Source organism: Pseudomonas sp. HUK17, from assembly GCF_001566765.1.
On sequence record NZ_LSMW01000001.1, the window covers coordinates 1 to 15,698 of the forward strand.

The 15,698-nt window shown below is 66.5% G+C and carries 11 protein-coding genes; 8 read left to right on the plus strand and 3 right to left on the minus strand.

Annotated features, from left to right (window positions below):
- The 3 genes from AX284_RS00005 to AX284_RS00015 all read left to right on the plus strand — a co-directional run.
- Positions 1-3,560: Hpt domain-containing protein (locus AX284_RS00005; RefSeq protein ID WP_153015295.1), on the plus strand; the 3,560-nt coding region annotated here is incomplete at its 5' end.
- Positions 3,553-4,572 (plus strand): chemotaxis protein CheB, encoded by a 1,020-nt coding sequence (locus tag AX284_RS00010; RefSeq protein WP_068382885.1) that lies wholly within the window; start codon positions 3,553-3,555, stop codon positions 4,570-4,572. The genes AX284_RS00005 and AX284_RS00010, both read left to right, overlap by 8 nt.
- Before the next feature lie 11 nt (positions 4,573-4,583).
- The gene (locus AX284_RS00015) at positions 4,584-5,051 is read left to right on the plus strand and encodes a chemotaxis protein CheW (protein WP_068382886.1); all 468 of its coding nucleotides are present in this window, start codon (positions 4,584-4,586) and stop codon (positions 5,049-5,051) included.
- Here AX284_RS00015 and AX284_RS00020 read toward each other — a convergent pair.
- From AX284_RS00020 to AX284_RS00030, 3 genes are all read right to left on the minus strand, one after another.
- On the minus strand, positions 5,048-5,707 hold the full coding sequence (locus AX284_RS00020; protein WP_017640969.1) for an HAD-IA family hydrolase: 660 nt from the start codon (positions 5,705-5,707) through the stop codon (positions 5,048-5,050). The genes AX284_RS00015 and AX284_RS00020 overlap by 4 nt on opposite strands.
- A 65-nt stretch (positions 5,708-5,772) precedes the next feature.
- Complete coding sequence (locus tag AX284_RS00025; RefSeq protein ID WP_017640968.1) at positions 5,773-6,501, minus strand: 16S rRNA (uracil(1498)-N(3))-methyltransferase; 729 nt, start codon at positions 6,499-6,501, stop codon at positions 5,773-5,775.
- 13 nt (positions 6,502-6,514) lie between these two features.
- A complete protein-coding gene (locus tag AX284_RS00030) occupies positions 6,515-7,915 on the minus strand; it encodes an adenosylmethionine--8-amino-7-oxononanoate transaminase (RefSeq protein ID WP_068382887.1) in 1,401 nt (466 codons plus the stop codon).
- Positions 7,916-8,088: 173 nt separating this feature from the next.
- Between AX284_RS00030 and AX284_RS00035 the strand changes: the two genes are divergently transcribed.
- The 5 genes from AX284_RS00035 to AX284_RS00055 all read left to right on the plus strand — a co-directional run bounded on the left by AX284_RS00035 (position 8,089) and on the right by AX284_RS00055 (position 15,697).
- Complete coding sequence (locus AX284_RS00035) at positions 8,089-9,666, plus strand: flavin monoamine oxidase family protein (RefSeq protein WP_068382889.1); 1,578 nt, start codon at positions 8,089-8,091, stop codon at positions 9,664-9,666.
- A 173-nt stretch (positions 9,667-9,839) separates the two neighbouring features.
- Positions 9,840-10,394, plus strand: a complete 555-nt coding sequence (locus AX284_RS00040) for a cytochrome b (RefSeq protein ID WP_068382891.1) — start codon at positions 9,840-9,842, stop codon at positions 10,392-10,394.
- A 35-nt stretch (positions 10,395-10,429) separates the two neighbouring features.
- Positions 10,430-11,008, plus strand: coding sequence for a YceI family protein (locus AX284_RS00045; protein ID WP_068382892.1), 579 nt, complete (start codon positions 10,430-10,432; stop codon positions 11,006-11,008).
- 348 nt (positions 11,009-11,356) lie between these two features.
- Positions 11,357-12,550, plus strand: a complete 1,194-nt coding sequence (locus tag AX284_RS00050; RefSeq protein WP_068382894.1) for an efflux RND transporter periplasmic adaptor subunit — start codon at positions 11,357-11,359, stop codon at positions 12,548-12,550.
- Positions 12,551-12,562: 12 nt separating this feature from the next.
- The gene (locus AX284_RS00055) at positions 12,563-15,697 is read left to right on the plus strand and encodes an efflux RND transporter permease subunit (protein WP_068382897.1); all 3,135 of its coding nucleotides are present in this window, start codon (positions 12,563-12,565) and stop codon (positions 15,695-15,697) included.
- Position 15,698 lies beyond the last annotated feature (1 nt).

Consider the following 15,698-nt stretch of genomic DNA (forward strand, 5'->3'; position numbering starts at 1 on the left):
CCGAAGCCGAAGCCGAAGCCGAAGCCGAAGCCGAAGCCGAAGCCGAGCCTGACCGCGAGCTGCCGGAAGCGGCGGAGGAGCCTCTGCCGCGGGCCGCGGACACCGAGTCGCCGGACGCCGCGGCGGTCGAGTCGGAGGCTACCGCCACCGTCGATCCGGAGATGCAGCTGATCTTCCTCGAAGAGGCCCAGGATCTGCTGGACAGCGCCGACCGGGCACTGAAACGTTGGCTGGTTGAGCCCCAGCAGAGCTTCCACCTCGGCACCTTGCAGCGCGATCTGCATACCCTCAAGGGCGGTGCCCATCTCGCCGGGGTGGTGCCAGTGGCGCGCCTGGCTACGGAGCTGGACGCCATCTACGAAGGCCTGCTCGACGGCCGCCTCGCCGGTGGTGGCGAACTGGCCCAGCCTCTGCAAGACGCCCATGGCTGCCTGGCGGCGCAGTTGGACGAGCTGGCGGCGGGTACGCCGGTCAGCGAGCATGCCGAGCAGGTCGAACGCCTGCAGCGCATCCGTACCGGTCACCTCGATGACCTGGCCGCAGGTGAATCCGAGCCAGCTCCAGGCCAGGTGGATGCCGCCAACGACATCGATGACCCGGTAGCGAACAGTGCGCCCGAGACCGAGTCCCAGCACCCGGAACCGCTGCCCATGGCCGCTGTGCCGGAGGCGGACGAAGGTCCCGACGCTGAGCTGCTGGCCATCTACATCGAAGAGAGTCGCGACCTGCTCGACAGCATGGCGACCTCGCTGCGCGCCTGGGAAGCCGAGCCGCACAATAGTCTCGCGCTGGAATCCCTGCTGCGCGACCTGCATACCCTCAAGGGCGGTGCACGCCTGGCCGAGGTGGATGCCATCGGCGATCTGGCCCATGCCCTGGAGGCCTTCTACGAAGGCCTGGCGCGGGGACGGATCAAGCCCGGCGCAGAACTGGGCGGCCTGCTGCAGCGTTGCCATGACCGCCTGCACGAACAACTCGAAGCCCTGGCCCAGGGGCAGGCCCCGGCCCCCGCCGCTGAGCTCATCGAGGCCCTGCGCGATTATCGCGGAGCGCCGCTGGCAGCGAGCGTGACCGCCACCGCGGTGCCCGCCGCCACGCCGGTCTTCGACGCAGACACCGACGCGGAAATCCTCGAAATCTTCATCGAGGAGGCCCAGGACCTGCTGGTCAGCATGGACGAGGCCCTGGCCGGCTGGCCGGCCGCGCCCGAGGTGGCAGTGGACGAGCTGCTGCGCTGTCTGCATACCCTCAAGGGCGGTGCTCGCCTGGCTGGCCTTCATGGCCTGGGCGAGCAAGCCCATGGACTGGAACAGCAACTGGTCGAGTTGCGTTCGCAGGCCGTAGGGCTGGGCGCAGGCGACCGCGTTCGCGACCTGGCGACCCAGGGAGTCGACGGGCTGCAACTGGCCGTGGCCCAGTTGTCGCTGCCTGCCACGCCCCTGACGGTCGCACCCCAGGCGTCGGACGCGCCCGCCGACCTTGAGCAGCAGTCCTTCGAAGCCGACCTGCCGCTGGCCGCGACGGACGCGGATGCTGACGTTGCAGACTCTCCAGGCGTGGACGGCGCAGCCGGTGCGCAACACGCACCGACCGAATTGCCGGTGGCAGGCGTTGCCGTGGCGCCGCTCATGGTGGCGGCCGAGACGCCCGCGGCGCCCATTGCGCCGCTGCCCTTCGTGCAGCGCCTGCAGCAGGTCCGCCAGCAGGCGGCGCAGCGGCGCTCTTCCCAGGAATTGGTGCGGGTGCCGGCCGCGTTGCTGGAACAGCTGGTCAACCTGGCCGGCGAGACCTCGATCTTCCGCGGTCGCGTCGAACAGCAGGTCAGCGACATCGGCACCACCCTCGGCGAGATGGAAGCCACCATTGAGCGGGTCCGCGATCAGCTGCGCAGGCTGGATACCGAGACCCAGGCGCAGATCATCAGTCGTCACCACGAAGACGTGGATCGCGCCGGCTACGAGGATTTCGATCCCCTGGAGCTGGATCGCTATTCCCAGCTGCAGCAGCTGTCCCGGGCGCTGTTCGAATCGGCTTCCGACCTCTTGGATCTGAAGAACACCCTGGGCCAGCGCAATCGCGATGCCGAGACCCTATTGCTGCAGCAGGCGCGGGTTAACACCGAGTTGCAGGAAAGCCTCATGCAGACGCGCATGGTGCCTTTCGAGCGCATGGTGCCGCGGCTGCACCGGGTGGTACGTCAGGTCAGCGCCGAACTGGACAAGCCGGTCGAGCTGCAGGTCGGCAACGCCGAGGGCGAGCTGGACCGCACGGTGCTGGAGCGGATCATTCCGCCGCTGGAGCACATGCTGCGCAACGCCATCGACCACGGGGTCGAGGACGCCGCCGGGCGCCAGCGCGCCGGCAAGCCGGCCGAGGGCGTGATCAGCCTGGATCTGCGCCGCGAGGGCGGCGACATCATCCTGACCCTGGCCGACGACGGTCGTGGCATCGATCTGGCCGCGGTGCGCCGCAAGGCCATCGAGCGCGGCCTGATGGCGGAAGACGCGCAGCTCACCGATCAGGAACTGCTGCAATTCATCCTCGAATCCGGCTTTTCCACGGCGCCAACCGTCACCCAGATTTCCGGACGTGGCGTGGGCATGGACGTGGTGCACCAGGAGGTGAAACAGCTCGGCGGCAACATGGACATCCACAGCGTGGCGGGCGAGGGGACGCGCTTCACCATCCGCCTGCCGTTCACCGTGTCGGTGAACCGCGCGCTCATGGTGCATGCCGGCGACGATCTCTATGCCGTGCCGCTCAACACCATCGAGGGCATCGTGCGGGTGACCGCCGCCGACCTCGAACGCTATTACCGCCCGGGCGCCAGTACCTTCGAATACGGCGGCCAGCACTATGATCTGCGCTACCTGGGCCACCTGCTCGGCAACGGCCAGCAGCCCAAGCTGAGCGGCCAGAGCTTACCGCTGCCGGTGGTGCTGGTGCGCTCCGCCGAATACGCGGTGGCCGTGCAGGTGGATGCGGTGGCCGGTTCGCGGGAGATCGTGGTGAAGAGCCTCGGCCCGCAATTCGCCGGGGTACCGGGCCTGTCCGGTGCCACCCTGCTGGGGGATGGGCGCGTGGTGGTGATTCTCGACCTCTTGGCCATGATCCGCAGTCAGCGCGGTACCCGCGACGAGTTGGCACGGCTGGCGCAGGGCTCGGCCACGGTGGCCGAGGTCACCCGGCCGGCGCTGGTCATGGTGGTGGACGACTCGGTCACGGTGCGCAAGGTCACCAGTCGCCTGCTGGAACGCCATGGCATGGAGGTCTTCACCGCCAAGGACGGGGTGGACGCCATCGCCCAGTTGCAGGAACGGCAACCGGACATCCTGCTGCTGGACATCGAGATGCCGCGCATGGACGGCTTCGAGGTGGCGACCCTGGTGCGCCACGACGCACGCCTCAAGGACCTGCCGATCGTGATGATCACCTCCCGGACCGGGGAAAAACACCGCGAGCGGGCGCTGAGCCTGGGCGTGAACGAGTACCTGGGCAAGCCCTACCAGGAGAGCGAACTCCTGGCCCACATCCACCGGTTGGTCAGGGATCATGACTGAGATGCACAATGCCCGCGTCGCCATCCTGGCCGACAGTCCGCTGCAGCGCCACGTGCTGCAGCAGGTGCTGGCCGACAATGGCTATCACGTCGTCCTCAACAGCGATCCGGAGCGTTTCGACGAAGCGGCCTGGCCCACGGTCGCGACCGACCTGTGGCTGATCGATTTGAGCCAGACGGAAGAGTCGTCGCTGGTCGACGCGCTGCTGGAAGGGGCCGAGGTGCCCATCCTGTTCGGCGAAGGCCAGGCGCCCGAGCGCTTCACCGATCCCTTCACCCAGTGGGAGAAGCGCCTGATCGGCAAGCTCAAGCGGCTGATCGGCGATCCGGTGGCGGCGGTCGGCCCGGCGCTGGAGACCCTGCTGCAGGACCAGCCGCGCCCCCCGCGCCTGACCCTGCCCGAACCCCTAGCCAATCTGCCGTTGCCGGCGGGCGATCCCGCACCTGAAGTCTGGTTGCTGGCGGCGTCCCTGGGTGGTCCAGCGGCGGTGAAGGCCTTTCTCGATGCCCTGCCGGGCGGGCTGCCGGTCGGCTTCCTCTATGCCCAGCACATCGGCGACGGGTTTGCCGCCAGCCTGCTGCGCGCGGTGGGCCGGCACAGCCAGTGGCACATCCAGGGCGTGCGCCCGGGTGAGCCGGTGCGCTGCGGCGAGGTGGTGGTGGTACCCACCCAGCAGGAACTCACCTTCCGTGCCAACAGCGCCCTGGACATCGTCGAGCGCGCCTGGCCCGAGCCCTATACGCCGTCGATCAGCCAGATGATGCTCAACCTGGCGCAGCACTTCGGCACCCGTTGCGGGGTCATCGTCTTCAGTGGCATGGGCAACGATGGTACCGCCTCGGCGCCCTATGTGCGGCGCCGCGGTGGCACGCTCTGGACCCAGTCGGCGAGCACCTGCATCGCCCCGAGCATGCCGGAAAGCCTGCGCGAATCGGGTCTCGCGACCCTTACCGCCGATCCCCGCGGCCTGGCCGAAGCCCTGGTGGCGCGCCTGGCCGAGCAGCGAAGCTAAAGGAATCTCCGATGTCGACCGCCGCTCCCGCCGAACACCTGACCGGTCTGCTGCTGACCCTGGCCGATCGTACCCTGCTGCTGCCCAATGCGGCGGTGGCCGAACTGGTGCCCTGCCGCGAGATCCGGCCGCTGCCGGTGCAGCCCGACTGGTGTCTGGGACAGGTCGCCTGGCGCGATCTGCGCCTGCCGCTGATCAGCTTCGAGGCGCTCTCCAGCGGCCATGCCGCGCAATTCGACGGCGATCGCCATGCGCGAGTGGCCATTCTCAATGCCCTGGGTGGGCGTGAGCGGGTCCGGTTCCTGGCCCTGCTGATCCGCAGCATTCCGCGTTCGCTACGCATCACCCCGGAGCTGGCCGCGGCCGAGTTACCCCTGGCCGCCCTGGAGCTGGGGGCGGTGGCCTACGAAGGCGGCACGGCGCGCATCCCCGATCTGATCGGGGTGGAAGAGCGCCTCGCCGCCGCGGGTGTGTTCTAGTCCTGTCGGGTCAGGCGCATCGCGCCGTTTTCTTCACGGCTGATGCCGACGCCGCGATAGTCGGCCAGGGTCGGCAACCCCAGGTCCAACGGCTGGCGATGGGTGGCGGTGATGGCCACGGCATCGGCGCCGGCCGCCTTGGCCGCGGCAAAGCCGGCATGGGCATCCTCGAACACCAGGCAATCACCGATCTCCACGCCCAGCTTGCGCGCCCCGGCCAGGAAGCAGTCCGGCGCGGGTTTGCCCTGGGTGACGTCCTCGGCGCAGATCATCACCGGCGGCAGAGCCATGCCCGCGGCGGCCAGGCGGACTTCGGCCAGGCGGCGTGACGCCGAGGTAACCAGCGCCCAACTGCCGGCCGGCAGGCTGGCGAGAAAGGCCGCGGCCCCGGGGATTTCCTGGATGTCCGCGACATCGGCGATCTCCAGTTCGGTGATGGCGCGGGTCTCGGCTTCGATATCGGCGCCGGCGGGCGCGAAGCGCTTGACCGTCTCCACCGCGCGCACGCCGTGCATCACCGCCAGGACGTCCGCCGGGTCGAGGCCATGGCCGAGGGCCCAGGTGCTCCAGGCGCGTTCGGCGGAGGCCACGCTGGTGAGCAGGGTACCGTCCATGTCGAACAGGAAGGCGGCGTAGGGGCGAGAGGGCAGGGTCATCCAGGGCTCCAAAACTATCCGTGGGGAAAGAGGCGGGCCACCGCGGGGCAGCGGCCCAGGTCAGATCATGGGGTCTGGAAATCACCCCAGAGTTGCTGGGCCACGCTCAGGGCCACCACCGGGGCGGTCTCGGTACGCAGCACCCGCGGCCCAAGGCGGGCCGGCTGGAAACCGACGGCGCGGGCGGCCGTGACTTCGGCCTCGCTGAGGCCGCCTTCGGGACCGATCAGCAGCGCCAGACGGGTAGGGCGGGCATGGCTTTCCAGCGGCTCGGCCACCGGGTGCAAGACCAGCTTGAGGTCGGCATCCAGCCCGGTCTGCCAGTCGGCCAGCAACTGTGGCGGATGGATCAGCGGCACCGTGGAGCGCCCGCACTGCTCGCAGGCGCTGATGGCGACCTGACGCCAGTGCTGCAGACGCTTGTCGGCGCGTTCGTCCTTGAGGCGCACCTCGCAGCGTTCGCTGACCAGCGGGGTGATCTCGGCCACCCCCAGTTCGGTGGCCTTCTGGATCGCCCAGTCCATGCGCTCGCCGCGGGACAGGCCCTGGCCGAGGTGGATCCGCAGCGGCGAATCGGGCTGGCCGGGCAATTCCTCGGTCAGGTCGACGCTGAGGGTTTTCTTGCCCACCGCGGCGACCTGGCCGAGGTACTCCCGGCCGCTGCCGTCGAACAGCTGCACGGCATCCCCCGGCGCCAGGCGCAGCACGCGGCCCAGGTAGTGAGCCTGGGCCTCGGGGAGGTCGAGGCGGCCGAGGGCCAGGGGCAGGTCGAGGTGGCAGCGGGTGAGACGCATGGCGGACTCCAGATCAGCCGGGATCGCGGTGGTTGGGGTGCAGGTCGCTCAGGGCGATGCTGACCGAGGTGCGGGTGGCGAGGTCGATGCCTTCGCTCGCCACCTCGGCGAGGAAGTCGATCTGCTCGGGGGTGATGACATAGGGCGGCAGGAAGTAGACCACGTTGCCCAGGGGTCGCAACAGGGCGCCACGGGAGAGGGCGTGCTGATAGACGGCGAGACCGCGGCGCTCCTGCCAGGGGTAGGGCGTACGGCGAGCCTTGTCGGCGCTCATCTCGATGGCCAGGGCCATGCCGGTCTGGCGTACCTCGCCAACGTGGGGATGGTCGACCAGGTGCGCGGTGGCCTCGGCCATGCGCCGGGCCAGGGGCTTGTTGGCTGCGATGACGTCGTCCTCGGCAAAGATGTCCAGGGTCGCCAGGGCGGCGGCGCAGGCCAGCGGATTGCCGGTGTAGCTGTGGGAATGCAGGAAGGCGCGCAGGGTGTGGTAGTCGTCGTAGAAGGCCTGGTAGACGGCATCGGTGGTCAGGCAGGCGGCCAGCGGCAGGTAGCCGCCTGTGAGGGCCTTGGACAGGCAAAGGAAATCTGGACGGATGCCGGCCTGTTCGCAGGCGAACATCGTCCCGGTGCGACCGAAGCCCACGGCGATCTCGTCATGGATCAGGTGCACGCCATAGCGGTCGCAGGCCTCGCGCAACAGGCGCAGATAGACCGGGTGGTACATGCGCATGCCGGTGGCGCCCTGGATCAGCGGCTCGACGATGACCGCGGCGACGCTGGCGTGATGCTCGGCCAGGGTGCGCTCCATGTGCGCGAACATCTGCCGCGAATGCGCTTCCCAGCCCAGGCCCTCGGGGCGCAGATAGCAGTCGGGGCTCGGCACCTTGAGGGTGTCGAGCAACAGGCCCTGGTAGGTCTCGGTGAACAGCGCCACGTCACCCACCGACATGGCCGCCACCGTCTCGCCGTGGTAGCTGTTGGTCAGGGTGACGAAGCGACGCTTTTCCGGCTGGCCCACGTTGCGCCAGTAGTGATAGCTCATCTTCAAGGCCACCTCGATGCACGAGGAGCCGTTGTCGGCATAGAACACCCGGTCGAGGCCGGCCGGGGCCAGGGCGACCAGGCGCTCGGACAACTCGATCACCGGCTGGTGGCTGAAGCCGGCGAGGATGACGTGCTCCAGCTGGTCGACCTGGGCCTTGATGCGGTCGTTGATGCGCGGATTGGCGTGGCCGAAGACATTGACCCACCAGGAGCTGACCGCGTCCAGGTAGCGGTTGCCGTCGAAGTCCTCCAGCCAGACGCCTTCGCCGCGGCGGATCGGGATCACCGGCAGCTGCTCGTGATCCTTCATCTGGGTGCAGGGGTGCCAGAGCACCTCCAGGTCACGGCGCATCCAGTCGTGATTGGTCATTGGCGTCTCCTGGCGGCGGGCCCGGCGATAAAAAGGGGGCGCAAGCCTAAGCCAGGGCGCGCGACGGGAGCAAGGCGCGGGCCGATTGCCGGTCATGGCGCCGTCTGGTTGCCCCGGGGCCGCTGGCGTATGCTGCGCCACCGCCGTTTCCCGGTCCCAGGAGTCTAGAAAAGATGTCGTCGCGTTGGACAGGTTTTACCGTCTGCTTGGCAGCCGGCGTATTCGCTACCAGCCTGAGCGCAGGCGCTGCCGAGAAGGCCCATAAAGAGACGCACAAGGCGCCGGAAAAGGCTGCCGCGGCACCCGTCGCGCCCAGTGGTCCCTCGGTGATCGTGGTCGGCGCCGGCATGGCCGGTCTGGCCTCGGCCTATGAACTGCAGCAGGCCGGCTGGAACGTGACCCTGCTGGAAGCCGGCGCGCGCGTCGGCGGTCGTTCCGGTCTCGCCTCCAGCGAATGGATCGGCGATACCAAGGCCCAGCCGGTGCTCAATCATTATCTGGACACCTTCAAGCTCAAGACCGTGGACGCGCCGTCCTTCGTGCGCACCCCGGGCTATCTGATCGAAGGCCAGTACTTTTCCCAGGACGACCTGGCGCAGAAGATGCCGGCCGTGGCCGATGCCTTGAAGCGCGTCGACAAGTCCCTGGACGACCTGGCCGCCGCCATCAGCGATCCGCTGCAGCCGACCGCCACCCCGACCCTGCACGCCCTCGACCAGATCAACGCCGCCACCTGGCTGGACAAGCAGAATCTGCCACCAGTGGCCCGTCAGCTGATCAACCAGCGTATCCGCGTCCGCTACGACGAGCCCTCGCGCCTGTCGCTGCTCTATCTGGCCCAGCAGACCCGCGTCTATCGCGGCGTCGACGACAAGGACCTGCGCGCCTCCCGTCTGCCCGGTGGCAGCGAGGTGCTGGCCCAGGCCTTCGTCAAGCAGATCAAGACGATCAAGACCGACAGCAAGGTAGCGAGTATCGTCCAGGACAAGGACGGCGTCGTGGTCAAGGCCGGTGCCACCGGCTACAAGGCCGACTACGTGGTGATGGCGGTGCCGCTGCGCGCCCTCGGCCAGGTGCAGATGACCCCGGCGCTGGACGCCACCCAGCAGGCGGCGATCAAGGGCACCACCTATGGCTGGCGCGACCAGATCCTGCTCAAATTCAAGACCCCGGTGTGGGACAGCAAGTCGCGCATGAGTGGCGAGATCTACAGCGACCAGGGCCTGGGCATGCTGTGGGTGGAGCCGGACGTGAAGGGCGGCGCCAATGTGCTGGTCAACCTGGCCGGTGACAGCGCGCGCCTGGTACAGGCCTTTGGCGACAAGCAGATGGTCGACCAGGTGCTGATCCGCTTCCATGCATTCTATCCCAAGGCGCGCGGCGCCTTCTCCGGCTACGAAGTCCGCCGCTACAGCCGCGATCCGGGCCTGGGCGGCGCCTACCTGGCCTATGGTCCGGGCCAGATCACCCGCTACTGGCGGTTGTGGGAAAAGCCCACCGGCCGGGTGATCTTCGCTGGCGAGCACACCGATCCGCTGCACCCGGGCACCCTGGAAGGCGCCCTCGCCAGCGGTCAGCGCGCCGCCGGCCAGGTCCGCGACCTCAAGGCCGGCAAGGCCGTGGTGCCGGTCGCGGCCAGTGCCAAGAACACCGCCCAGCCGGCTGCTGCGCCCAAGGCCACCGAGGCCGCGCCGGCCAAGGACAGTGGCGAGCACGGCTTCTTCTGGAAGCTGTTCCACTGGTCGTTCTGAGCGTGACCCGAACCCGGACGCTGCCCCTGCGCAGCCTCTGGGCCTGAGCGGACGGGGCGCTCGCGCGTCGTCCGATCCATCGATTCCTTCGATATTGATTCGACACTTTTTCCGCTTTCCATCGATACGTTTGCGGCTAGGCTTAGGCAAAGCTTTTTCAGGAGAGAAAAGCGATGCACTGGCGCAACGACGGCCTTCGCTACGGTCTGGTAAGTCTGGTTCTGCATTGGGTCATGGCCCTGGCGATCGTCGCCATGTTCGCCTCCGGCCTGTGGATGCGCACCCTGGACTACTACGACACCTGGTACCACACCGCCCCCGAACTGCATAAGAGCGCCGGCATTCTCTTGCTGATCGCCCTGGTGCTGCGCCTGCTCTGGCGCCTGGTCAGTCCGCCGCCGCCGGTGGAGGGCAGCCCGCTGGTACGTCGCGCGGCGGGTGCCGGGCACTTCCTGCTCTATGGGCTGATGCTCAGCGTCATGGTGGCTGGCTACCTGATCTCCACCGCCGATGGCGTGGCCATCGATGTCTTCGGCTGGTTCAAGGTCCCGGCGACCCTGAGCGGCCTGCCGGATCAGGCCGATACCGCCGGCAAGATCCACCTCTGGTTCGCCTGGACGCTGATCATCCTGGCCGGCCTGCACATGCTGGCCGCGCTCAAGCACCACTTCGTCGACCGCGACGGCACCCTGGTCCGCATGCTCGGCCGGGTCCACATCCCTTCCTGATGTTCGCTTCCCACCACCACATGGAGCTCCATCCAATGCTGAAGAAAACCGTTGCCGCCCTGGCCCTGGGTACCGCTCTGCTGGGCGCTGGCCAGGCCATGGCCGCCGACTACAAGATCGACAAGCAGGGCCAGCACGCCTTCATTCAGTTCCGTATCCAGCACCTGGGCTACAGCTGGCTGTACGGCACCTTCAAGGACTTCGACGGCAACTTCAGCTTCGATGCCAAGGATCCGGCCGCCGACAAGGTCAAGGTGACCATCAACACCGACAGCGTCGACACCAACCACGCCGAGCGTGACAAGCACCTGCGCAGCGCCGACTTCCTCAACGTCGCCGCCCATCCCCAGGCCAGCTTCGAATCGACCAAGGTCACCCCCACTGGCGACGGCACCGCCGACGTCACCGGCAACCTGACCCTGAACGGCGTGACCAAGCCGGTCACCATCAAGGCCCACTTCATGGGCGAGGGCAAGGACCCGTGGGGCGGCTACCGTGCCGGCTTCGAGGGCACCACCACCCTCAAGCTCAAGGACTTCAACATCCAGAAGGACCTCGGCCCGAAATCCCAGGAAGTGGAATTCATGCTGTCCTTCGAAGGCGTACGCCAGTAACGGGACGCCTGCAGGTTGTAACCAAAGATGCCGGATTCGTCCGGCATTTTTGTGTCTGGTCGTCTTTGCCGACGAGCCGGGCGCCACCGGGATTCCCCGGCAGAACTCGGCTCCCGCCGCATGGTCTGCTACCGAGGTCGGCCGCACCGGCCTGACTTTTCTCGGAATAGTCGTTTTCGCGAGGGGTCGTCGTATCCGGCGAAATACCCGAGCATGGCACTTGGATTATTTACAAACAGTCGTGAACGTAAGTATATTTGTCTGATAACAATATCCTATGCTCGAGCCGGTGCGGATCCACAAGGCGCGCTGCGCATGCTCATTTCCCCGCTTTCAAGGACTTTTGATATGCAGATCAAGCCGGCGCATGCCTTTTTCGCTCCCGCCCTGCTGGCCGTGGCCCTGGCCCTGGGCGCCTGCGGCAAGCAGGACAACAAGGACCAGCAGCAGCAACAGCAGAAGCCTGCGGAAGTCGGGGTGGTGACGGTGCAACCCCGCACCGTCACCCTGACCGACGAACTCCCCGGGCGTACCTCCGCCTTCCGTATCGCCGAGGTGCGGCCCCAGGTGAGCGGCATCCTGCTCAAGCGCTCCTTCACCGAAGGTGCCGACGTGAAGGCTGGCCAGCAGTTGTATCAGATCGATCCGCGCACCTACGAAGCCGACGTCAATTCCGCCAAGGCCTCCCTGGCCCAGGCCCAGGCGACCCTGGCGTCGAACCGGCTCAAGGCCCAGCGCTATGGCGCCCTGGTCAAGGAACAGGCGATCAGCAAGCAGGAAGCCGACGATGCGCTGTCCATGCAGCGGCAGAATGAAGCCCAGGTGGAATCGGCCAGGGCCGCCCTGCGCAATGCCGAGATCAATCTGGCCTACACCAAGGTCGCCGCGCCCATCGCCGGCCGCATTGGCCGCTCGATGATGACCGAAGGCGCCCTGGTCACCGCCGATCAGACCACCGCCCTGACCAGCATCACCCAGCTCGATCCCATCTATGTCGACGTCACCCAGTCCGCCACCGACCTCTTGCGTCTGCGCCGCGAGCTGGACAGTGGTCAACTGCAGAAGGTGCAGGGCGAGAACGCCGCCGAGGTCAAGCTGATGCTGGAAGACGGCAGTGCCTACAGCCGTTCCGGCAAGCTCAAGTTCGCCGAGGTCTCGGTGGATCAGGGCACCGGCTCGGTGACCATCCGTGCCGAATTCCCCAACCCCGACAAGCTGCTGCTGCCCGGCATGTTCGTGCGTGCCCAGTTGCAATCGGGGGTGCGCCAGAATGCCATCCTGGTACCCCAGCAAGGGGTCACACGTGATCAGAAGGGCAAGCCCACCGCCATGGTGGTGAATGGGGAAGGCAAGGTCGAGCTGCGCGAGTTGGTGACCGAGCGGGCCTTGGGTGCCGACTGGTTGGTATCCAAAGGCATCAAGGCGGGTGACAAGGTCATCACCGAAGGTCTGCAGAAGGTTAAACCCGGCGCCAGTGTCACTGCCAAGCCTGCCGGCAACGTCGCCTCCGCCGAGCAGCAGCCGGCCGGTCAGGGCCAATAAAGGGAGCGCCCGATGTCAAAGTTCTTCATCGACCGGCCCATCTTCGCCTGGGTAATCGCCCTGGTGATGATGCTCGCCGGCATCCTGGCGATCGTCAATCTGCCGATCAACCAGTACCCGAACATTGCCGCTCCGGCGGTCTCGATCCAGGTGACCTATCCTGGCGCCTCGGCGCAGACGGTGCAGGACACCGTGGTCCAGGTCATCGAGCAACAGATGAACGGGATCGACAACCTCAGGTACATCTCCTCGGAGTCCAACTCCGACGGCAGCATGACCATCATCGTGACCTTCAATCAGGGTACCAACTCGGACATCGCCCAGGTCCAGGTGCAGAACAAGCTGCAGCTGGCGACGCCCTTGCTGCCACAGGAAGTGCAGCAACAGGGTATCCGCGTCGCCAAGTACCAGCGCAACTTCATGATGGTGGTGGGCCTGGTCTCCAAGGACGGCTCCCTGACCAGGGACGACCTGTCCAACTACATCGTCTCCAACATGCAGGATCCCATCGCGCGGACCAGCGGTGTCGGCGACTTCCAGGTATTCGGCTCGCAGTACGCCATGCGTATCTGGCTGGATCCGGACAAGCTGTTCAAGTATCAGCTGACCCCGGTCGATGTCAGCAATGCGGTCAGCAGCCAGAACGTGCAGATCGCCTCGGGTCAGCTCGGTGGCCTGCCGGCGGTCAAGGGCCAGCAGCTCAACGCCACCATCATCGGCAAGACCCGCCTGACCTCGGCCGAGGAATTCGGCAAGATCTTCCTCAAGGTGGATCAGAGCGGTGCCCAGGTTCGGCTGCGTGACGTCGCGCGGATCGAACTGGGTGGCGAGAACTCGTCCATCGATGCCCAGTTCAACGGTAAGCCGGCTTCGGGTATGGCCCTGCGTCTGGCCACCGGGGCCAACGCCCTGGACACCGCCAAGGCGGTCCACGCCACCATCGACCGCCTCAAACCGTTCATGCCCGAAGGCATGGACGTGGTCTATCCCTATGACACCACGCCGGTAGTGACCGCGTCCATTCACGAGGTGGTCAAGACCCTGGGTGAGGCGATCCTGCTGGTGTTCCTGGTGATGTTCCTGTTCCTGCAGAACTTCCGGGCCACCCTGATTCCGACCATGGCCGTACCGGTAGTCCTGCTGGGTACCTTCGCGGTGCTGCTGGCCGCCGGTTTCACCATCAACATCCTGACCATGTTCGGCATGGTGTTGGCCATCGGCCTGCTGGTGGACGATGCCATCGTGGTGGTGGAAAACGTCGAGCGGGTGATGGCCGAGGAGGGGCTCTCGCCCAAGGAAGCGACCCGTAAGTCGATGGAGCAGATCCAAGGCGCCCTGGTGGGTATCGCTCTGGTGCTGTCGGCGGTGTTCGTGCCCATGGCCTTCTTCGGTGGCTCCACCGGGGTGATCTATCGCCAGTTTTCCATCACCATCGTCACTTCCATGGCGTTGTCGGTACTGGTGGCTCTGGTCTTCACGCCCGCGCTGTGCGCCAGCATGCTCAAGCCGGTCAAGCAGGGGCACCACGAGAAGCGTGGTTTCTTCGGCTGGTTCAATCGCAAGTTCGAGAGTGGCCAGCACCGTTACGAGCGCAGCGTCGCCGCGGTGATCCGCCACAAGATCCCGTTCCTGCTGGTCTATGTGGTCATCGTCGCCGGCATGGCTTTCCTGTTCACGCGCATTCCCTCGTCCTTCCTGCCAGAAGAAGACCAGGGCATTCTGTTCGGCCAGGTCACGACACCGCCCGGTTCGTCCGCCGAGCGCACCCAGCAGGTGCTCGATACCATGCGCGAGCAGATGATGAAGAACGAGCCAGCCGTGGGTTCGATGTTCACCGTCAACGGCTTCAACTTCGCAGGTCGCGGTCAGAGTTCGGGCTTGGCGTTCATCCAGTTGAAACCCTGGGACCAGCGCCCTGATGCCAACGACGCCGCCGGTGCGGTTGCCGGACGCGCCATGGGCTATCTCTCGCAGATCCGGGATGCCATCGTCTTCGTGGTGGTACCGCCCGCGGTACTGGAGCTGGGTAACGCCACTGGTTTCGACTTCTATCTGCAGGACAACGGCGGCATTGGCCACGAGGCGCTCATGGCCGCGCGCAATCAGCTGCTCGGCATGGCTGCGCAGAATCCCAAGCTGATGCAGACCCGGCCCAACGGTCTCAACGACGAGCCGCAGTTCAAGCTCATCGTCGACGACGAAAAGGTGCGGGCGCTCGGTTTGTCGCAGAGCGATGTCAATCAGACGCTGTCCAGCGGCTGGGCCTCCAGTTACATCAACGACTTCATCGATCGTGGTCGGGTGAAGAAGGTGTACATGCAGGGCGAAGCCAGCGCACGGATGAATCCCGAGGATTTCAACAAGTGGTACGTGCGCAACGGCTCGGGCGAGATGGTGCCGGTGTCGGCCTTCGCCCGTGGCGAGTGGATCTACGGCTCGCCCAAGCTGGAGCGCTACAACGGCATCTCCTCGCTGGAGATCCTGGGATCCGCCGCGCCTGGCTACAGTACCGGTGACGCCATGGCCGAGATCGAGCGCATGGCCAAGGACCTGCCGCAGGGCGTGGGTATCGCCTGGACCGGTCTGTCCTACGAGGAGCGGCTGTCGGGCTCCCAGGCACCGGCGCTCTATGCCTTGTCGATGCTGGTGGTGTTCCTTTGCCTGGCGGCGCTGTACGAGAGTTGGTCGATTCCGATCGCGGTGCTCCTGGTCGTGCCACTGGGCGTCATCGGTGCGCTGTTGGCCACCTACTTCCGCGGCCTCGCCAACGACGTGTTCTTCCAGGTCGGTCTACTCACCACCATTGGCCTGGCGGCGAAGAACGCCATCCTGATCGTGGAATTCGCCAAGGAACTGCACGAAGGCGGCAAGAACATCGTCGACGCGGCGGTGGAAGCCTCGCGCATGCGTCTGCGGCCCATCATCATGACCTCCATGGCCTTCATCCTGGGCGTGGTACCCCTGGCGATCTCCTCGGGTGCCAGCTCCGGCAGCCAGCACGCCGTGGGTACCGGCGTGATCGGCGGCATGCTCACCGCCACGATCCTGGCGATCTTCTGGATTCCCATGTTCTACGTGGTGGTCAGCAGCCTGTTCAAGGACAAGGCCACCAAGGACCAGGAAGCCCATGGCAAGGAAGGACACTGAT

Excerpts from the sequence above, each read along its gene's own strand:
- AX284_RS00035 (WP_068382889.1), top strand. The coding sequence starts at position 8,089 with ATGTCGTCGCGTTGGACAGGTTTTACCGTCTGCTTGGCAGCCGGCGTA.
- AX284_RS00050 (WP_068382894.1), top strand. The coding sequence starts at position 11,357 with ATGCAGATCAAGCCGGCGCATGCCTTTTTCGCTCCCGCCCTGCTGGCC.
- AX284_RS00045 (WP_068382892.1), top strand. The coding sequence starts at position 10,430 with ATGCTGAAGAAAACCGTTGCCGCCCTGGCCCTGGGTACCGCTCTGCTG.
- AX284_RS00015 (WP_068382886.1), top strand. The coding sequence starts at position 4,584 with ATGTCGACCGCCGCTCCCGCCGAACACCTGACCGGTCTGCTGCTGACC.
- AX284_RS00020 (WP_017640969.1), bottom strand. The coding sequence starts at position 5,707 with ATGACCCTGCCCTCTCGCCCCTACGCCGCCTTCCTGTTCGACATGGAC.
- AX284_RS00030 (WP_068382887.1), bottom strand. The coding sequence starts at position 7,915 with ATGACCAATCACGACTGGATGCGCCGTGACCTGGAGGTGCTCTGGCAC.
- AX284_RS00010 (WP_068382885.1), top strand. The coding sequence starts at position 3,553 with ATGACTGAGATGCACAATGCCCGCGTCGCCATCCTGGCCGACAGTCCG.
- AX284_RS00040 (WP_068382891.1), top strand. The coding sequence starts at position 9,840 with ATGCACTGGCGCAACGACGGCCTTCGCTACGGTCTGGTAAGTCTGGTT.
- AX284_RS00025 (WP_017640968.1), bottom strand. The coding sequence starts at position 6,501 with ATGCGTCTCACCCGCTGCCACCTCGACCTGCCCCTGGCCCTCGGCCGC.
- AX284_RS00055 (WP_068382897.1), top strand. The coding sequence starts at position 12,563 with ATGTCAAAGTTCTTCATCGACCGGCCCATCTTCGCCTGGGTAATCGCC.